Genomic DNA, 18,924 nt, shown 5'->3' on the forward strand with positions numbered 1-18,924 from the left:
GGAGGTAGGTGCAATGGGAAGTAAGCGCGGCCGGTCCATCACAGGACGGCGTCTGTTACTCGCGGTGCCTGCTGCCCTCGTGGCGGCGGCCGTGGCTGTGGTCAGCGCAGTCGGACCGGCGACGTCGTCGGGCAAGACCGCCAGGACGAGCAGCGGCACGAAGCTGACGATCAAGGGCAAGCCGACGAGCGGTGGTGTGGCCAGCTACGCCTTGCCGATCGGCGACACCTTCTCCTGGATGCTGCCACTGGAGAACCAGGCCAACTACGAGAACTACGAGAGCAACGTTGAGAGCGGCATGTGGCGGCCGTTGTACGTCGTGGGCGGCGCGGGCTCGACCGGCATCAACTACCCGATGTCGATCGGCAAGCAGCCGGTCTACTCACACGGCAACACCGTCGTGACGGTCAAGCTCAACAAGGGCTGGAAGTGGTCTGACGGCAAGCCCGTCACCGCAGCCGACGTGCGCTTCTTCTTCGAGCTCGAAGCCGCCGCCGTGAAGGCCGGCAAGTACGCCCCCTACGTCTCCGGCGAGATGCCCAAGGACATCGCCAGCGTCAGCTACCCGAACGCCTACGAGTTCGTCATCCACCTCAAGCGCGCCTACAGCCCCAACTGGTTCACCGGCAACCAGCTCACCTGGGTCTACCCGCTACCCGCGCAGGCCTGGGACAAGACCTCAGCAAGCGGCAAGGTCGGCAACTACGCCGCCACGCCGGCGGGCGCGGCCAAGGTCTTCAGCTTCCTGTACTCGCAGTCGGAGAAGCTCTCCACCTACTCGAGCAACCCGCTGTGGAAGACCGTCGACGGTCCGTGGGTGATCAAGTCCTATGACGCGACGACCTCGCACACGGTGCTGTCGGCCAACCGCAAGTACACCGGCCCCGGCAAGCCGCATCTGGCCGGATACCAGATCTACAGCTTCTCCTCCGACACCGCCGAGCTCGACGCGGTGCGCTCCGGCGTCGTTGACTTCGGCTACCTGCCGTTCAGCGACGCAGCACAGATCAACAGCTTCAAGAACCAGGGATACAACGTGGTGCCCTGGACCTACTTCTACAACGAGGCGGTCGAGTTCGGCTACACCGGCCCCTGGAAGGCGCTCGTCAGCCAGCTCTACATCCGCCAGGCGCTGCAGCACCTGGTCAACCAGCCGCTCTACATCCAGCGGACTTTGCACGGCTACGGCATCCCGGATTACGGGATCGCGCCGGACTACGCGGGGTCGAACCTGGTCGCGCCGGCGCTGCGCAGCAACCCCTACCCCTACAGCGTCTCGGCAGCCAAGGCGCTGCTGACTTCGCACGGCTGGGCCAAGGGCGCCAAGGGCATCGATGTCTGCAAGAAGCCCGGAAACAGCGCCCACGAGTGCGGCGCCGGCATCAAGAAGGGAGCGCCGCTCACCATCCAGCTGATGTACACGACCGGGGTGCCGAGCTTCCAGGCACAGGTTGAGGCCTTCCAGACCGCGGCCGCCCAGGTCGGGATCAGCCTCCCGCTGAACGGCCAGACGCAGAACACGATGTACTCGATCGCCGGCGTCTGCCCCCCCGGCCCGTGCAAGTGGGGGATCGCGGCCTACAACGGCTACATGTGGGACTTCGGCCAGTACCAGGTGCTGCCGGGTGGCCAGAACCAGTTCGGCAAGGGGAATTACTGGGCCGGCGGCTACAACAGCCCGCAGGCGGACAAGCTGATCGCGGCCGACCACACCTCCTCCAGCCTGAAAGCGCTCTACGCGGCGGAGACCTACCTCACAAAGAACGTCGCGTCGCTGTTCTGGCCGCTGCCGGACTACGAGATCGTCCTGGCCAAGGACAACCTCGGCGGCTGGTACCCGCTCAGCCCCTACGCCAACTACCAGGTCTCGCGCTGGTATTTGACCAAGCCGTGAGCGCCGCGCACCACCAGCGACAAACCGAGGCTCTCTGGGCGTGAGCACAACGCTGGTGGTTGCGCGGCGGGCGCGGGTCACCGCGACCAGGATCCCAGGCGGCGGATGATCGCTTACGTCATCCGCCGCCTGGGCCAGGCGGTGATCGTGATGTTCATCGTCTCGGTCGTCGTCTTCGGCATCCTGCACCTGCTGCCCGGGGGGCTCGTCCGCGCCCAGCTAGGACCCCGCGCCACGCCGCTGGCCGTGCACGACCTGACCGTGCAGGAGGGCCTCAACAAGCCGCTGGTCGTGCAGTACGGGATCTGGGCCTGGCATGCGCTGCAGGGCAACCTCGGCTTCTCCTACAAGCTCAACCAGTCGGTCGCCTCACTGCTCGGTGAGTACCTGCCGCGCGATCTGCTGCTGGTCGGCGTGTCGCTGCTCTTCGCGATCGCGATCGCCGTGCCGCTGGGCATCTGGCAGGGCTACCGGCGCAACCGCCCCGACGACAACGCGCTCAGCACGATCATGCTGATCTTCTACTCGGCGCCGAGCTTCCTGCTCGCCGTGTGCCTGATCGTCGTCTTCAACATCTGGACCAACCTGCTGCCCTCCACAGCGACCAACTTCGGGGCAAACGTGGGCACCGACGTCCGCGTTCTGGCGCTGCCGGTGATGGCGCTATGCCTGGGCAACGTCAGCTACTTCAGCCGCTACGTCCGCTCGGCCACGATCGACAACCTGCTGAGCGACCATGTGCGCACGGCGATCGCCAAGGGCGCCGCGCCGCGGCGCATGCTGGCCCGCCACGTGCTGCGCAACTCGCTCAGCTCAACCGTGACCCTGGTCGGGCTGACGCTCCCCTACGTGCTCTCAGGCTCGCTGGTGATCGAGGCGCTGTTCAATTTCCCCGGCATGGGCCTGCTGTTCTGGAACGCCGCCCAGGACCGTGACTTCCCGGTGCTGCTCGGGGTCGTGCTGGTGGTGACCGTGGCCACCGTGGTCGGCAATCTGCTTGCCGACCTCGGCTACGCGGCCCTCGACCCCAGGGTGCGCCTGCGATGATCGCGCAGGCAGCGGCGCTGCCGGGCGAGGAGATCTCCCGCCCGAGTTCGATCTGGAAGCAGTCGCTGGCCACATTCATCGAGAACCGCCTCGCGCTGGCAGGCGCGATCGTGCTCGTCCTCCTGATCCTGTTCAGCTTCGTGGGACCGCTGCTCTACCACACCAATCAGACCGCCACCAACCTGATCAACGAGAACCTGGCACCGTCGGGCTCGCACCTGCTGGGCACCACGCCCGAGGGTCGCGACGAGCTTGGCCGGCTGATGGTCGGGGGCCAGTCGACGATCGAGGTCGGCCTGGGTGTCGGCGTGCTCGCAACGTTGTTTGGAATGGTCTACGGCTCGGTGGCGGGCTACCTCGGTGGCGTCGTGGACGCCGTGATGATGCGGATCGTGGACGCCCTCCTGTCGATCCCCTACCTGTTCTTCGTGGTGTTGCTCGCGGCGCTGGTTCAGGTGAACCTGCTCGTGCTGATCCTCGTGCTCTCGGCCGTCAGCTGGCTGTCCACCGCGCGGCTGGTGCGCGGTGAGACGCTGTCGCTGCGCACACGCGACTTCGTCAGCGCCTCCACCGGCTTCGGCTCGCGCATGCGGCACGTGATCGCCCGCCACATCACCCCAAACCTGCTGGGTGTGGTGGTGGTCAACGGCACGCTCAAGGTCGCCGACGCGATCCTCGCGTTTGCGGCCGTGGCCTACCTGGGACTGGGGCCAGCGCCGCCTGCGACCAACTGGGGTGAGCTGATCTCCGCCGGCATCAACAACCTCTTCGACGGCTACTGGTGGCAGCTGTGGCCGGCAGGCGTGCTGATCGTCGCGATCGTGATCGCGGTCAACGTGATCGGCGACGGGCTCTCAGATGTGGTCGAGGTCCGTCTGCAGAAGCGATGAGCCAAGACGTCATGACAGATCCCGGCAAGCGGCCCGTGTTGCAGGTGCAGAACCTGCGCACCGAGTTTCGCCTGCGCTCGTCCACGGTGGTCGCCGTGGACGACGTGTCGCTGACCGTCCACGAAGGCGAGTGCCTCGGACTGGTCGGCGAGTCGGGCTGCGGCAAGAGCACCACCGGCCTTTCGATCATGCGGCTGCTGCCCCGCATCGGGCACATCACCGGCGGCAAGGTCCTGCTCGGCGAACGCGACCTGACCACCCTGTCGGAGGCGGAGATGCGCAAGGTGCGCGGCAACGACGTCGCCATGATCTTCCAGGATCCGATGACGTCGCTGAACCCGACCAGCACCATCGGCGTGCAGGTGGCTGAGCCGCTGCGCATCCACTTCGGGACACACAGGAAGGCTGCGGCCAAGCGCGCGCTGGAGATGCTCGACCTCGTTGGTGTGCCCAACCCACGCGAGCGCATGGACGACTACCCGCATCAGCTCTCCGGCGGCCTGCGCCAGCGGGTGATGATCGCCATGGCGCTGACCGCGCAGCCGAAGCTGCTGATCGCCGACGAGCCCACCACCGCGCTCGACGTCACGATTCAGGCACAGATCCTGGATCTGCTCGACCGCCTGCGGGAGGAGTTGTCCATGGCGGTGCTGTTGATCACCCACGACATGGGCGTGATCGCCGGGCGCACGGACCGCGTGATGGTCATGTACGCCGCCAAAGCGGTGGAGTCGACCTCAACCGCCGAGCTGTTCGAGGACACGCGCCACCCCTACGCGAAGGCGCTGCTCGAGTCGGTGCCGCAGCTGACCGCCAGCTCGTCAACGCTGTTGCCGACGATCCCCGGCCAGCCGCCCGATCTCACCAACCTGACAGGTGGCTGCCGCTTCGCCCCGCGGTGCCGCCACGCCAAACCTGACTGCGGCACCGCCGAGCCGACGCTCGAGGAGCTGGAGGCGGGGCACCTGGTCGCCTGCTTTCACCCGGTGGGCAGTGAGCCGGAGCCGGCGGCTGACGCACCGGAGCTCGCGGCACCGGCGCCGGAGCCGGTGGCCGACGAGGCCGCCGACGAGCCGGCCGCCGAGCTGCCCACGGTCGTGCAGCGCGTTCAGGCCGTGCTCGGCATCACCTTGGAGCCGCGGCCGGCCGAGCCGCCGCCGGCCGGGCCACCCGCCGCGGCCGAGCCGGTTGGCGCCCAGGCAGCCGCAGACCCCATGAGTGCGCCCGTGCTCGTGGAGATCGAGCGCCTCTTCAAGGAGTACCCGGTCCGGCGCGGACTCGGGCTTGGGTTTGGACCGCCCGCCGCTTCGGTCAAGGCCGTGTCCGGGATCTCATTGACGATCCGCCGCGGCGAAACCTTCGGCCTCGCAGGCGAGTCCGGCTGCGGGAAGACCACACTCGGGCGCATCGTCGCCGGGCACGAGCACCCCACCGCGGGGACGGTCCGCATCGACGGCAAGGAGATCCTGCGCCTGCACGGCGCCGAACTGCGTCGCGGCAGACGGCAGCAGCAGCTCATGTTCCAGGATCCCTACGCCTCACTGAACCCGAGGATGCGGGTCGGCGCGATCATCCGCGAACCGCTGATGGTGCAGGGCAGCGGCAACCGTCGCCAGCAGTGGGAGCGCGTCGCCGAGCTGCTGGGCGAGATCGGGCTCAGCCGCCGGGCGATGGACCTCTACCCGCACGAGTTCTCCGGCGGTCAGCGCCAGCGGATCGGGCTGGCGCGCGCGCTGGCACTGAACCCCGGCCTGATCGTCGCCGACGAGCCCGTGTCAGCCCTGGACGTCTCAATTCAGTCCCAGATCCTCAACCTGATGAAGCGCCTGCAGCGTGACCATGGCCTCACCTACATGGTCGTCTCCCACGACCTGTCGGTGCTGCGCTACCTCTCCGACACGATCGGCGTCATGTACCTCGGCAAGCTCGTGGAGTACGGGCCCGCCGACGATGTCTACGATGCGCCGGCGCACCCCTACACCCACGGACTGATCCAGACGATCCCGGTGCCTGACCCCAAGATCGAGCGCACCAAGGAGAAGGCCGCGGTGCGGGGTGAACTGCCCTCTCCTGTGCACCCGCCGTCGGGCTGCCGCTTCCGCACCCGCTGCCCCCTGGCCCAGGAACTCTGTGCTCAGCAGGAACCACCAATGCAGGTCTTCGGACCGGGTCACGTAGCCGCCTGCCACTTCCCGCTGCAGCCACCGACCACGCTGGAGCCGCCGCCGGGCGTGCAGCTCGCCATGACGGATCCGCGCGGCGACGCGTAGCAGAGGCGCACGTCAGCCGGCCATCACGGCCACCGGCGAGTACCACCACTGCACAGGCGAGACACTCGGGGCAGTGCCGCTCGTCGCGCCGCAAAAGAACGACAGCGTCGCCGGCGTGGCGCCGGCGACGACGGTAACGATGCCCGAGTAGGTGTAGTCAGGACTGCTGCCGGTCCCTGGCAAGGTATAAGCCCCTTCGAAAGCTGTCTGTCCGTTGTCAGCATTGGACACAAAGCACGCGCCATATGAAGCGGCGCCTTCTAAGCTGAGCGTGGCCGACACGACCACAAAGTACGTGCCGGGGTTCGTGAGCGTCACGCTCGAGCCGGACACCGTGGTGAACTGGGAGCCCGTCCCAGCCGGCCCCTGCGGCCCGGTCGCGCCCTGAGGACCCTGGGCCCCCGTCGGACCCTGCGGCCCCGTCGCACCCTGCGGCCCGGTCGCGCCCTGAGGACCCTGGGCCCCCGTCGGCCCCTGCGGCCCGACCGGCCCCTGCGGCCCCACCGGCCCCTGCGCTCCGGTCGCACCCTGCGCGCCACGCGGCAGCTGCCCGAGCCTGAAGTCCTTGGCCAGCAACGATCGCGGCCTGACGGCACCTGCGGTGACGGCGCCGCGTCGCAGCTTGGCGGCGGTCACCGCGCCGTTTCGCAGCTGCGGTGTGCCGACGCTGTTACGCGGCAGCAGAATCGCCGCGTAGGCCCCACCACCCAGTGAAACGAACAGCGCCAGCAGCGCCACCGCCATCGCAGGCGAAGGTCGGTGGGCCAGGATGCGTCTCATTGCGTTCCCCCGTGTGTCGCTGTTCAGGCAAAGGTCGCAGCGATCCTATCCCGGCCCATCGCTCGGACGCAAGCAAGCCACAGCGACCGGCGCGCACTCTCGCGCCACTCTTACGGTGCCGCTCTATGCTGGCCGCATGCGCCACCTGCGAGCTGGCTGCCTGTCACTCCTGGTCGGCCTGGCAGCCGGCGTACTGGTTGCCGGACCGGCCGATGCGGCGGGCAAGCCGAGTCTGGCGCCAGTCGTTCCCGCCGGCGCTCAGCTGCTGGCGCTCTCCTGCCCATCTAGTGGCAACTGCGCCGCCATCGGCAGCTACTACGACGGTCTCGGCAACAGCCAGGCGCTGTTCGTCACGCAGGCCAAGGGCCGCTGGCGCCGAGCCGTGCAGGCGCAGCCGCCGGCGGATGCGGCGGCCGGCCCGTTCAAGAGCTCGCGCGGCGGCGGGCTGGTTGGCATCTCCTGCCCCGCACCCGGTCAGTGCGCGGCCGTGGGCAGCTACACCGCTGCCAATGCCATCGATCACGGTGTCCTCTATCAGGAGCATGACGGGCGCTGGGGCCGGGGCGTGCCGCTCGCGCTCCCGGCCAACGCGATCAAGACGCCTCGGACCCACGGCGGCATCGCTGACGGCGTCAGCCTGAGCGCCGTCTCCTGCTCGAGTCCCGGCAACTGCCTTGCCATAGGTCAATACGAGACCAACGCCGAGGTGCTCGAGCCGCTGCTTGTGCGCGAGCGCGACGGACGCTGGTTGCGCAGCGTGCAGGCACCGCTGCCCTCGGACGCGCCGGTGAAGGCTCAGGACGCGGCGCTTCTGACCGTGAGCTGCGCGCCGCACGGCGCCTGCACGGCAGCCGGCGCCTACCTGAACTCACTCGGCCACGAGGTCGGCCTGTTGGTAACCGGCGACGGACACTTCACCGCCTCACCGTCGGCACCCGCACCCAACGACGCAAGCAGCGACCCGCGGACCATCCCGACGGCGATCGCCTGCGCGACACCGGGCGTGTGCACGATCGTCGGCACCTATATCAACCCGCTCGAGAACTCACTCGGACTGCTGCTCGGTGAGTCGGCCGGCGCCTGGCAGAGCGCGACCGGCACAACCCTGCCAGGTGACGCCGCCCCCGCCGGGACCTTTGGCGACCAGAACACCGTGCTCTCCTCTGTCTCCTGCCCGCAGGCGGGCGCCTGCACCGCCGTGGGCTGGTACTACGACAACGGTGAGAACAGCCAGGGGCTGCTGCTTGACCAGAGCGGTGGCGTCTGGCAGCCGGGCAGCGAGGTCACACTGCCCGCAAACGCGGTCAAGGGGCTGCAGAAGCAGGCCGCCGGGCTCGACTGGGTGTCCTGCTGGAGCCCGGGCAACTGTCTTGCCACCGGCGTCTACACCACGATCGCGCTCGATAACCAGGGGCTGCTGGTGAGGGAGACAAACGGGGTCTGGCAGCCGGCCATTGAGGCACCGCTGCCGCGCGGCGCGGCGCTCTCACAGAGTGCCGCAACTGTCGCCTCCGACTGCACGGGCCCGGGTGACTGCAGCGTCATAGGCGACTATCTGGACGGACGCGGCGACCTGCAGGGCTACACCCTGAATGAGCGCGCGGGCAGCTTTGGGCGGCCTCGGGCACTGATCCTCCCACCCGCGAGCGCCACCGAAGCGCGCCTGTCGCTGGCGGCGATCCTGTACCCGCACGGGCCGGGCGCACAGCTCGCCCAGCTCCGCAAAGCTGGCGCCTACACCTACATCTACGAGGCGGTCAAGCCGGGTACAGCAACCGCATCCTGGTACAGCCGGGTGGCGGGCGCGCGCACGCTGATCGCCACCGGCCGCGTCCACGCTCGCGGCGCGGGAGCGGTCGCGCTGGTGCTGCGCCTCACGACGGCGGGCAGAGCGCTGATCGCCTCGAGCGTGAGCGTGCACGTCAGCGCGCAGGCCACGTTCAGGTCGGGCGCAGGCCAGCCCGCACAACACGCCAGCGCCAGCTTCACACTCAGCTGAAGGCGCCCGGGCCACGCGCGTAGACTGCCAACGCGTGCCCACAGAGCGCCTCACGATCGCGCAGGTCAGCCCCTTCTCCTGGGAGGCCGGGAGCGAGGTGGGCGAGCACGTGCGCCTGCTCTCCGCCGAGCTTGCGCGCCGCGGCCACCGCGTGCTTGTGATCGCGCCGTCGGACTCGGCCGATTTCGTGCACGCCAGCCGCGAGGCGCTGCGCGAACAGCGCGAAGGGGCAGGGTCCCTGCTCGAGCGCGCCGACGAGGGGCCGGTGGTGCTGGGCATCGGCGAAGTGCTGCCGTTTTCACCGGCACGACGGCGCGCCGCCTCGCTGCCGGTCGATGTGGCGCGCACAATCGAGGAGGCGCTCACACATCTGCCCCTTGACGTGGTGCATGTGCATGAGCCGTTCGCGCCGAGCGCCGCAAGCGTGGCGCTGCGCACCGCCCGCGCACTCAGCGTCGCGACCTTCCACAACCCCACCGAGCGGCTGCTCTCGACCCAGCTCGGCAGGCCGCTCTCACAGCTGCTCTTCAGCCGGCTGGACGCGCGCGTGGCCTCATACGAGAGCACCCGGACGCTGATGGAACGCTACTTTCCCGCCACCTACCGGGTGGTGCTGCCAGCCGCGGAGCCGCTGGCGCCAAGCGCCGCCGGCTCCTCACTGCGTGTGACCTTCGCGGCCACGGAGGAGCGCGCGGCGCTGCGCACGTTCCTGAGGGCGCTGCGCCTGCTGGACACAGGCGCCGACTGGCAGGCGACCGTGTGGTCGCCGCGGCCACTTACGGCGGCCGCCGCGCTCGGCGGCCGCCTGTCCGGACGCCTGCGCTTCGTCGACCAGGAGACGACCGGGCTGCGTGAGGTCATGGCCGACACCGACGTGGTGGTGCTCGGCTCGGACGGCGCGGCGCCCACCCCGGGGGTGCTGCTGCCGGCGCTCGCGAGCGGTGTGGTGCCGGTCGCAAGCAGCATTCCGGTCTACGCGGAGCTGCTCGGCGACGGCAGCCGTGGCCTGCAGTATCCGCCCGCGGACGCCCAGACCCTGGCGGCAGCACTCGCTTCGCTGATCTCCGACCGTGCGGTGATCGAGCGCTACCGCGACCAGGCGGGAGCGATGCGTGCCAGGCTGAGCTACGGCCGTCTGGCTGACGAGCTCGAGTCGCTCTACAGCGAGCTCGTCTCGCGCCGCCACGACCTGCGGCCACGGACAGCCGGTGTCGCGGAACTGGTCGCCAGACGGCCCCTGATCGACGTTGACCTGCACATGCACACCGATCACTCCTATGACTGCGCGACCCCCGTGGAGGTGCTGCTGACAGAGGCCCGCGCCCGCGGCCTGGGAGCGATCGCCGTAACCGAGCACAACGAGATATCCGGGGCACTGGAGGCCGCCGAGAAGGCCAAGGGCATCAAGGTGATCGTTGGCGAGGAGGTGAAGACCGCCTCCGAAGGCGAGGTCATCGGCCTGTTCATCAAGGAGAAGATCCCGCGCGGGATGACGCTCGCGCAGACGATCGCCGAGATCAAACGCCAGGGGGGGCTGGTTTACGTGCCGCATCCGTTCGACCGCATGCACTCGGTGCCCGACTACCGGCACCTGCTGGAGGTGATCGACGACATTGACCTGATCGAAGTGTTCAACGCGCGCGTGGCGATCGCCGAGTTCAACGCGGAGGCGGTGCGCTTTGCCGCCAAGTACCGGATCGTCGCGGGCGCCGGCTCCGACGCGCACGTGCCCCAGGGGCTCGGGTCGGTGCGGATCAGGATGCACGACTTTGACGGGCCCGAGCAGTTCCTCGAGTCGCTGCGCACCGCCGACATCATCCGCAACCCGGCCAGCCTCTTCTACGTGCAGGCGCTCAAGTTCCTGCAGACCAAGGCACGGCCGGCGGGCAGACGCGAAGCCGTGCGCGAGCGGCGGCTGCGGCGCGCCGCCCGCAAAACCTGATGCAGCGCCCGCAAAAGCTGATGCAGGCGCAAGGACAAGCGCCGCGGGCGTCCAATCAGCACGTGGTGCCCGCAACCGACGACGAGATCCGCGAGAAGTACCTGGAGCGGGCGATACGGGAGCTCAACAGCGTCGCCCGCGACCTGCAGAGCTGCGAGCGCTGCCCGCGCGGCCAGCTGCTGCCGGTGCTCGGCTCCGGCCACCCGCAGGCCGACATCTTCATGGTCAAGTACGCGGCCAGGCCCTCAGAGATCGAGGAGGGGGTCGCCTTCTACGGGCGCGCCGGCACCGCGCTGATGAAGTCGCTGCGGCGCCTGGACATCGACCCCCTGGCCGTGTACGGCACGCTCTGCGTGAAGTGCCCGGTGCTTGACCCGGTGATGGCCGACCCGGAGTGCATCCACCGCGTCGCCGAGGAGCTGGCGATCGTCTCCCCGAAGATCGTCGTGGTGATGGGCTCAGACGCCCTGGCCGTGATCAACGACCTGGACCTGCCGGTGCGCCAGGAGCTCGCCGCGCAGCCCGGCAAGCTGCAGCGCTTCACACCCTCCTGCGAGGCGCTGTATGTGCCAAACATCGACGACTCCCTGGACGAGGAGTCGGCCAAGCGCGCGTTCTGGCAGGCCTTCCGGGTGCTCGGCCAGTGGTGGGCTGACCTGCCGCCGTACTGAGGCGACCGACGCTCACCAGCCGCTCGACAGGACCTCGTCGAGCATCGCCACGAAGAAGTCGACGCTGGCGGGCCGCACGCACAGCGGTGGCTTGATCTTCAGCACGTTCTGGTGGTCGCCGGTCGGCTGCATGATCACTCCGAGCGCGAGCAGCCGGTCGCAGATTGCCGCCGTCTCCTCGGTGGCAGGCTCGAGCGTGGAGCGATCGCGGACGAACTCCAGGCCGAGGTAGAGCCCCGCGCCGTGCACGGCGCCGATCAGCTCATGGCGCTGCGCGAGCGCCTCAAGGCCGGCGCGCAGACGCCCGCCCGTCAGGCGTGCGTTCTCCTGCAGGCGCTGCTCTTCGAGCACGTCCAGCACCGTCAGCCCGACCACGCTCGCAACCGGGCTGCCGCCCGTGGAGGAGAAGAAGTAGCCGCCGACCCGGTAGCGCTCAGCCACCTCGCGGCTGGTGATCACCGCGCCCAGCGGGTGGCCGTTACCCATCGCCTTGGCGACGGCGACGATGTCGGGCACCACGCCCTGCTGCTCAAAGCCCCAGAACCACTCACCGAGCCGCCCGTAGCCGACCTGGACCTCGTCAGCAATCACCAGCCCACCGTGACGGCGCACGGCCGCGTAGACCTGCTGCAGGTAGCCGTCGGGAAGCGCGAGGCCGCCCGCGTTGCCGTAGAAGGCCTCGGCGATAAACGCCGCCGGCGCCCGCCCAGAGGCGGCCAGCGCATCAATCACCGCCACCGCCTCCGGCGCATAGCGCTTTGCCTGCGCGCCGCGGTGGCGACCGCGGAAGGCGTTGGCGGCATCCACCGTGTGCACCCAGGCGGGCCGTGTCGCCAGCGCATTGGGGTTGTCGGCGATGGAGGTGGAGACGGCATCTGACAGGTAGGTCCAGCCGTGGTAGGCCTCGCGCATCGCGACGATGTCAGCCCGGCCGGTGGCGGCCAGCGCCAGGCGCAGCGCCAGGTCGACCGCCTCAGAGCCCGAGTTGACGAAGAACACGCTGTCAAGCGGCTCCGGCAGCAGCGCCACCAGCCGGCGCGAGAGCTCGGTGATCGCGGCGTAGTGAAAGCGCGAGTTGGTGTTCAGCCGCCGCAGCTGGCGTGAGACCGCAGCAGCGACCCGCGGATGGGCGTGACCGAGGATCGTGACGTTGTTGACCATGTCCAGATGCACGCGGCCGTCGACGCTGATCAGGTGCTCCTGCCAGCCACGCTCGATCTGGGGCGGGCGGGCGTAGTAGTGCTCCTGCACCGAGGCGAGCGTGCGCTCGCGTTGCTCGAGCAACGCGTCCGCCTGGTCGGGCACCCGGGCAGGGCGCGGCTCGAGTCCTATGAGCGGCCCGGGGTCGGCGCACAGCGCAAGCCAGCCGGGCGCGTACTCGGGTCGCACATGGGCGGGGACCTCGTGGCCGCCGACGGCGAGCGCAAGCCGGATGCGAGCGCCGGCGGGCGCGAGCGCCAGACCGGCGTCGCTGGGCGCGACCCCGCTCACGCTCAGAACCAGTTCGGCTGTGGCGAGGCTGAGCGTGTCACCCTGCCAGCTGGGCTCACCGTCCCATGGCGCGGCAAGGACCGTGTCGTGCGCGAACCAGACGTCGGTCACGGTCGGCACCGTCGCCGGTGAGACGCTCGCGAGCGGCCGTGCGCGCGGGAGCTGCACGACCCCATAGGGCAGCGCCACCGCCTCGGCGCGCGTGAGCGCCTGGGCGATAAGCCGCTCGGTGGCGTCCTGCTCGAGCCAGAGGCCCTCATCAACCAGCTCCGATTCGGCTGATAGCTCGAGCGTGGTTGGCTTGGCGCCGGCGCTGAGCGCCCGCGCCGCGGCGGGCAGCCGCGGCGCGGGCGCCCCCAGGCCCAGCGCATCGCGCACCAGGGCGGTCATCACCGCGACCGGCACCGCGCTCGCTCGGTTGAAGACCGCGGCCTCACGGTCCAGGCCATCCCAGGCGTGCGTGTGCTCGCCGTCGATCGCGACCTGCTGGTGGCTTGAGACGGTCAGCACGGCAGCGCGGATCACGACCAGCGGCCAGAGCACCTGTGCCTCAGCGACCTCAAGCGGCGCCAGCCGGTGGAAGGCACGGACAGCCTCGAGCAGCGTGTGCGGCTCGGCGCCCGGGTGGTGCAGCAGCGAGGCGAGCATCGTGGCGAGCTCGCCGACGCGCCAGGAGACGGCGAGGTCGCCGAGGTCGATCACGCCGTCCGGCAGCGGCACGCCGTGTGGAAGGGTGCTGAGCAGGTTCTCGTCGGTGAGGTCGAAATGGCCCGCCTGCAGCGGCAGCTCGGAGGCGAGCTGTTGGACCTGTGCCCACGCCGACTCCCCGTCAGCCCGCAGGCGCGCGCGCAGGGTTGCGTCGGGCACGTGCTCGAGCAGCACGGCCAGGGCACGATCGCCGTGACGCAGGTCCCACTGCAGCACGCGCTCGAGCCCTGGATGAGCGAAGTCGGCAAGCGCCGTGCTCACCCGGGCGGCGAGCGTCCCCAGCGCCGCCATCACGCGCGGCGAGAGGTAGCCGCAGCGCACCAGCGTGCGCCCCGGCAGGTAGCTGACCACGTGCGCCACAAGCGGTCCCTCGGAGGTGGCAACGCTGGCCACCAGCGGCGCCCCATCGAGGCCGGTGAGCGCGGTCGCCACCCGGCACCCGGGCAGACGCTCTGATAGCAGTCGCGCAGCCAGCACCTGGGCCTGCACCTCGCCCAGGTTGACCGCCCGGTTTGCCAGCTTGAGCACGCCGAGCGGCCCACCCTCGCCGTCGCGCAGCAGGAAGTTCTGGTCCTGTTGGCTACCCAACGACTCGGCCCGTGCCTCAAGGCCGAAGTGCTCGCTGGCAAGACGTTCGGCCTCGGCCAGGCCGACACGGGGCGCCGGCAGCGCCCCGTGGGCAAAGAAGTCGAGACCGGCGCCTGCCATGCGGGCAACAAGTTTGCCCGAAGACCCGCTACGAGCGTCCGCTCAGCCGCCGGCCAGGGCCTGAAACTCGGGATCGTCGTGCAACGACGCAAGATCCTCGTCGTGGCGCGCCCACTCCGCGGCCTTGCTGTCCAGCTCGATCGCGCGCCTCAGGCAGGCGAGCGCTTCCTCGCGCCGAGCCTGCACGGCGTGCAGGCAAGCGCGGTTGTAGTGCAGCCCGGGCGCGAGCGGATGCAGCGCGAGACCCTCGGCGAGAAGCTCGCCCGCGCGCTGTGGGTCTGTGTGGATCAGCGGTGCCGAGCGGAAGGCCCACTCCCAGGCCGAGGGCTCGAAGGTGGGTGGGCCGCCGAAGCTGAGCACCGTGGTGCCGGGCTCCTGCGCCACGGCATGGCGGTGCGAACGCGGGTCGGGGATGAACACGTAGGTGCCGGCGGGCGCGTCGTGGTGCGCGCCGTCGATCGTGAAGCTCGCGTGGCCCGTCGCCACGAAGTACAGCTCCTCCTGCTCGGCCGAGCCGTCGTCGGAGACCTCATCGTGGGGCTCGACCACATCCTGACCGGCCTCGGTCGCGGTGTAGGCGTTGCAGCCAAAGGCGCGCACGCCGAGGCTCAGCCTGACCGGGCGCCAGATGAGGCTGCCGGGGCCAGGAACGGCCTCAATCTGGTCGATCTGCACGACCCTGGGAGACAGCGGCGGGTCGCCGGCGGCGGTCACGCCGTCAGCACGATCTTACCGAGCTTGCCGCCAGCCGCGAAGGCGTCGTAGGCCTCGGCGGCGCGCTCGAGCGAGAACGTCTTATGGACCGGTACGCGCAGCGCTCCGGTCGCAAACAGCGGCAGCACGCTGCGCTCGAGCGCGCGGGCGGTGAGCGCCTTCTCCTCCAGCGAGCGCCCGCGCAGGGTGGAGCCGTGGATGCGCCCGCGGCGCGCCATCAAAAGCCCGAGCGGGAACTCCTCCACGGTCGCGCCGGCGCCGGTGCCGATCACGCTGATGCGCCCGCCGGTGCGCAGCGCCCGCAGGTTGTCGCGCATGTTGGGGGCGCCCACCAGCTCGAGAATCACGTCGAAGGGACCGGCGTCGACGAAGTCCCCCGGCGCGAGCACGGCCGCTCCCAGCGCCGCCACCATCTCGCGGTGCTTGGCGTTGCGGACGGTCGCCGACACGCGCGCCCCCGTGGCTCGGCCCAGCTGGACGGCGGCGGTCCCGACGCCGCCGGCCGCGCCGTGCACCAGCAGGCGCTCGCCCGGCTGCAGGCCGCACTGGGTGAAGAGCGCGTCGTGGGCGGTGGTGAACACCTCGGGCAGGCCACCGGCGGCCGGCCAGTCGAGCTTGGCCGGCACCGGCATCAGCAGGCGCTCGTGCACGACCACGAGCTCCGCCTGCCCGGCACCGGCGATCAGGCCCATCACCCGGTCACCCACGTTGAAGCGCTCGGCGCGCGGGCCGTTGCGCAGCACCTCGCCGGCGAACTCCATGCCGGGCATGTCGGCAGGAACGCCGGGTGGAACCGGATAGCTCCCGGCGCGCTGCAGAAGATCAGCGCCGTTCAGCCCCGCGGCGCGGACCCGGACCAGCGCCTCCCCCGACCCGGGCTCGGGGTCCGGGCGCGCTTCGACGAGAATCCCGCCGTCCCTGATCACGACCGCACGCATCTGCCCCTCGAAGCCTACCTATCCGGAGCGGCGCACGAGCGCCGCGACGCATTCGATGTGCGGTGTCTGCGGGAACATGTCAACCGGGCGGACCTTGACGAGCTCGTAACCGGCGTCAACCAGCTGGGCGGCATTGGGGGCGAGCGTCGTCGGGTTGCAGGAGACGTAGACGATCCGCTTCGGGGAGGCCTCGATGATCCTGCGCACAACCTTCTGCGAGAGGCCTGCGCGCGGCGGGTCGACGATCAGCACGTCCGGCCTGCCGGCGCGCGTGACCAGCTCGCCCAGCGCCAGACGCACGTCGCCGGCGAAGAACTGGGCGTTCTGGATCTCGTTGCGCCGCGCGCCCCGGATCGCGTCGGCCACGGCCTCAGGGACGATCTCGAGCCCCCACAGCCCGGCGGCGCGTGGGGCCATCAGCAGGCCGATCGTGCCGATCCCGCAGTACAGGTCATAGACACGGTCAAAGGGCCCGAGCTCGGCATAGGCGACGGCGAGCCCGTAGAGCTGTTCGGCCATCTCCGTGTTGGTCTGAAAGAACGCCTCGGCGGAGATCTCGAGCTCGAGCGGGCCGATCCGCTCGGCGAAGCGCTCCACGCCGGCGACGAGCTCGGTCTCACCGCCAGCGGTGCTCTCGCCGACGCTCGCCTGCCTGGTCCACAGCAGCCCGCCGGCGAGCGTGGCGGCCCGGGCCAGGCCATCGCCGTCGAGCGTGCCCGGGGCGGTCACCAGGCGTACCTGCAGCTCGCCGCTGCGCCGGCCCTCGCGGACCACCAGGTTGCGCAGGAAGCCCTCGCCGGTGCGCCGGTCGTAGGGCGAAAGTCCCTGCTCGCGACACCAGTCGACCACCTGCTCGCGGGCGGCGTTCGCGGCCTGCGACGCCAGCAGGCAATCGCTCAGTTCGACGATCTCCTCCCAGCGCCCCGGCGCGTGGAAGCCGCAGATCAGCCGGCCCGAGGCGTCTGAGCCGAACGAGTACTCGAGCTTGTTGCGGTAGCGCCACTGCTCCAGTGCCGGCACGATCGGCTCGAGCTCGTAGCCGTCGAGGTGGCCGATGCGCCGCAGCGCGTCGTCGACCTGAGCCTGCTTGATCTCCAGCTGACGCGCGTAGGGCAGCACCTGCCAGGGGGCGCCGGGATGGTCGGCCAGCGGCGGGATGCGGTCCGGACCCGGCTCCAGCAGTTCGATGACGCGTGCCTCGCCGTAGGCGCGCTTGGCCTTGCCGACCTGCACGCGCACCCGGTCGCCCGGCACCGTGTCGGGCACGAACAGCACGTAGCCGTCGTGGCGGGCCACGCCAGCGCCGCCGTGCGCGAGCGTGGAGACCGTGACGGTCAGCTCGTCGCCGCGATGGGGCCGGGGGGCTTGAGTGGTCTGGTTCATGGGCGGGTTGGTGGGCGCGTGCGATGCGGGGCTCGAAGCAGCGGCGAGAGCCCCGAAGGCTAGGCGCAGAGCAGCTCGAGCAGCGCCTTCTGGGCGTGCCGGCGGTTCTCAGCCTGGTCCCAGATGCGCTGGCGCTCACCGTAGAGCACCGACTCGGTGATTTCCTCGCCGGGGTGGGCGGGCAGGCAGTGCAGCGCGATCGCGCCGGGGGCGGCGGCGGCCAACAGCTCGTCGCTCAGCTGGTAGGGGCGCAGCGCCTGCATGCGCGCGGCGGCGCTGTCGGGGGAGTCGTTCATGCTCACCCAGACATCGGTGTAGACAGCATTCGCGTCGCGAACAGCCTCGTAGGGGTCGTCGGTCAGCTGCGCGCCGGCGACCGGTTCGAGCTGGTAGCCGTCGGGGGCGGCGACGGCCACGGTGAGGCCGGCGCGCGCGCCGATGATCGCCAGCGAGCGCGCGACGTTGTTGCCGTCACCGACGTAGGCGAGCTTGAGACCCTCGAGGTGGCCGAAGGACTCCCTGAGCGTGAGCAGGTCGGCAAACGCCTGGCAGGGGTGGTGAAGCTCGGTCAGCATGTTGATCACCGGGACCGTGGCGTGCTCGGCGAGCTCGGCGACGAGCTCATCGGGGCCGGTGCGGATGCCGATCGCGGCCACGTGCCGGGAGAGCACGTGGGCGGTGTCGCGGATCGACTCGCCGCGGGCCAGCTGTGTGTCCTCGGTGCGCAGGACCATGGGGTGGCCACCCAGCTCGTGGATGCCGACCTCAAAGCTGACACGGGTGCGGGTCGAGTGGCGCTGGAAGATCAGCGCGACGGTGCGTCCGGCGAGCGCGGCCGAGGCGTGGGGGCTGGCTTTCAGGTGGGCGGCGCGGTCGATCAGCTCGTGCAGCTGCTCGGCGTCCAGCTCCTCGCCCGTGAGACAGTCGGTTGGTCGCAAGTTGCGCAGTTTACGCGCGGGTGGGCCTAGCGGCCACCGCCGCGCAGCCCGAACCCGCGCAGCATCAGGAGCGCCTTCTCGCTCAGGCTCCCCCGGCCCGGCAGCGCGCCCAGCTGCACGGCGGCGTCGTAGAGGTCGTAGAAGGCGCGCACACGCAGCAGGCGGTCGCGCTCGAGCTCGCAGTAGAAGATCACCGGCACCACGATGAAGCGGCCGGTCGCCGGCAGGCCGCCGATCGGCTGGCGGTGGGTGGCAAGCAGCTTGGCGGGCGCCGCCGCCATGCGGCCATCACCGATCCGCGGGCCGAGTTGCTCGAGCCGCGCGTCGGGGAACGTGGCCCACAGCCGATCGGCGTGAGCGAGCAGCGCCGGAATGCCCTCGAGCGGCTCCGGGGTGAGCGGGTCCTCGTAGTGCAGCTCCGCGCTGCACACGCGCCGGAACGCGTTCTCGTCCCGATCTGACCAGGCGTCCTCCCAGTCGTCGAAGATCTCGTCGACCGTGCGGCTTCGGGGCTGGACGTCGGGACCGCTCACCAGACTCGATCGTAGATC

The 18,924-nt window shown here is 70.2% G+C and carries 14 protein-coding genes; 7 read left to right on the top strand and 7 right to left on the bottom strand.

From position 1 onward, the window contains the following. The first annotated feature begins 64 nt into the window (after positions 1–64). From M3M54_RS11725 to M3M54_RS11740, 4 genes are all read left to right on the top strand, one after another. Positions 65–1,894: an ABC transporter substrate-binding protein gene (locus M3M54_RS11725; RefSeq protein ID WP_249019231.1), complete on the top strand. Its 1,830-nt coding sequence runs from the start codon at positions 65–67 to the stop codon at positions 1,892–1,894. A gap of 105 nt (positions 1,895–1,999) precedes the next feature. Continuing rightward, positions 2,000–2,941 (top strand): ABC transporter permease, encoded by a 942-nt coding sequence (locus tag M3M54_RS11730; RefSeq protein WP_249019232.1) that lies wholly within the window; start codon positions 2,000–2,002, stop codon positions 2,939–2,941. Continuing rightward, positions 2,938–3,831 carry an ABC transporter permease gene (locus tag M3M54_RS11735; RefSeq protein WP_249019233.1) on the top strand — a complete coding sequence of 298 codons (894 nt, stop codon included), beginning with the start codon at positions 2,938–2,940 and terminating at the stop codon, positions 3,829–3,831. Before M3M54_RS11730 ends, M3M54_RS11735 begins: the two co-directional genes overlap by 4 nt. Beyond that, positions 3,828–6,101: an ABC transporter ATP-binding protein gene (locus tag M3M54_RS11740; protein WP_249019234.1), complete on the top strand. Its 2,274-nt coding sequence runs from the start codon at positions 3,828–3,830 to the stop codon at positions 6,099–6,101. The genes M3M54_RS11735 and M3M54_RS11740 overlap by 4 nt, the downstream gene beginning before the upstream one ends. Before the next feature lie 12 nt (positions 6,102–6,113). On the opposite strand, the gene M3M54_RS16805 is transcribed toward M3M54_RS11740, so the two are convergent. Next, positions 6,114–6,881, bottom strand: coding sequence for a hypothetical protein (locus M3M54_RS16805; protein WP_305883079.1), 768 nt, complete (start codon positions 6,879–6,881; stop codon positions 6,114–6,116). A 136-nt stretch (positions 6,882–7,017) separates the two neighbouring features. Between M3M54_RS16805 and M3M54_RS11750 the strand changes: the two genes are divergently transcribed. From M3M54_RS11750 to M3M54_RS11760, 3 genes are all read left to right on the top strand, one after another. Continuing rightward, complete coding sequence (locus tag M3M54_RS11750; RefSeq protein WP_249019235.1) at positions 7,018–8,880, top strand: hypothetical protein; 1,863 nt, start codon at positions 7,018–7,020, stop codon at positions 8,878–8,880. Between the two features lie 34 nt (positions 8,881–8,914). Continuing rightward, positions 8,915–10,822 (top strand): glycosyltransferase, encoded by a 1,908-nt coding sequence (locus M3M54_RS11755; RefSeq protein WP_249019236.1) that lies wholly within the window; start codon positions 8,915–8,917, stop codon positions 10,820–10,822. A gap of 65 nt (positions 10,823–10,887) precedes the next feature. After that, complete coding sequence (locus M3M54_RS11760) at positions 10,888–11,493, top strand: uracil-DNA glycosylase family protein (protein WP_249019237.1); 606 nt, start codon at positions 10,888–10,890, stop codon at positions 11,491–11,493. A 12-nt stretch (positions 11,494–11,505) separates the two neighbouring features. Here M3M54_RS11760 and M3M54_RS11765 read toward each other — a convergent pair whose 3' ends face one another. The 6 genes from M3M54_RS11765 to M3M54_RS11790 are packed head-to-tail and all read right to left on the bottom strand — an operon-like array spanning position 11,506 to position 18,906. Further along, positions 11,506–14,400 carry an aminotransferase gene (locus tag M3M54_RS11765; protein WP_249019238.1) on the bottom strand — a complete coding sequence of 965 codons (2,895 nt, stop codon included), beginning with the start codon at positions 14,398–14,400 and terminating at the stop codon, positions 11,506–11,508. A gap of 42 nt (positions 14,401–14,442) precedes the next feature. Next, positions 14,443–15,114 (bottom strand): AraC family ligand binding domain-containing protein, encoded by a 672-nt coding sequence (locus M3M54_RS11770; protein ID WP_249019239.1) that lies wholly within the window; start codon positions 15,112–15,114, stop codon positions 14,443–14,445. After that, complete coding sequence (locus tag M3M54_RS11775; protein ID WP_249019240.1) at positions 15,111–16,052, bottom strand: zinc-binding dehydrogenase; 942 nt, start codon at positions 16,050–16,052, stop codon at positions 15,111–15,113. Before M3M54_RS11775 ends, M3M54_RS11770 begins: the two co-directional genes overlap by 4 nt. Positions 16,053–16,070: 18 nt before the next feature. Continuing rightward, entirely contained in the window at positions 16,071–17,435 is a 1,365-nt protein-coding gene (rlmD, locus tag M3M54_RS11780; protein ID WP_249019241.1) for a 23S rRNA (uracil(1939)-C(5))-methyltransferase RlmD, read from the bottom strand. A gap of 59 nt (positions 17,436–17,494) precedes the next feature. Beyond that, positions 17,495–18,373, bottom strand: a complete 879-nt coding sequence (gene argF, locus M3M54_RS11785; RefSeq protein WP_249019242.1) for an ornithine carbamoyltransferase — start codon at positions 18,371–18,373, stop codon at positions 17,495–17,497. Between the two features lie 26 nt (positions 18,374–18,399). Beyond that, positions 18,400–18,906 carry an ester cyclase gene (locus tag M3M54_RS11790; protein WP_249019243.1) on the bottom strand — a complete coding sequence of 169 codons (507 nt, stop codon included), beginning with the start codon at positions 18,904–18,906 and terminating at the stop codon, positions 18,400–18,402. Positions 18,907–18,924 lie beyond the last annotated feature (18 nt).

It is taken from the genome of Conexibacter sp. S30A1, from assembly GCF_023330665.1.
Taxonomy (GTDB): Bacteria; Actinomycetota; Thermoleophilia; order Solirubrobacterales; family Solirubrobacteraceae; genus Palsa-465.

What these genes read in the sequence shown, in the direction of transcription:
- M3M54_RS11730 (WP_249019232.1), top strand. Translation starts at nt 2,000, where the DNA reads ATGATCGCTTACGTCATCCGCCGCCTGGGCCAGGCGGTGATCGTGATG.
- M3M54_RS11735 (WP_249019233.1), top strand. Translation starts at nt 2,938, where the DNA reads ATGATCGCGCAGGCAGCGGCGCTGCCGGGCGAGGAGATCTCCCGCCCG.
- M3M54_RS11740 (WP_249019234.1), top strand. Translation starts at nt 3,828, where the DNA reads ATGAGCCAAGACGTCATGACAGATCCCGGCAAGCGGCCCGTGTTGCAG.
- M3M54_RS16805 (WP_305883079.1), bottom strand. Translation starts at nt 6,881, where the DNA reads ATGAGACGCATCCTGGCCCACCGACCTTCGCCTGCGATGGCGGTGGCG.
- M3M54_RS11750 (WP_249019235.1), top strand. Translation starts at nt 7,018, where the DNA reads ATGCGCCACCTGCGAGCTGGCTGCCTGTCACTCCTGGTCGGCCTGGCA.
- M3M54_RS11765 (WP_249019238.1), bottom strand. Translation starts at nt 14,400, where the DNA reads ATGGCAGGCGCCGGTCTCGACTTCTTTGCCCACGGGGCGCTGCCGGCG.
- M3M54_RS11775 (WP_249019240.1), bottom strand. Translation starts at nt 16,052, where the DNA reads ATGCGTGCGGTCGTGATCAGGGACGGCGGGATTCTCGTCGAAGCGCGC.
- rlmD (WP_249019241.1), bottom strand. Translation starts at nt 17,435, where the DNA reads ATGAACCAGACCACTCAAGCCCCCCGGCCCCATCGCGGCGACGAGCTG.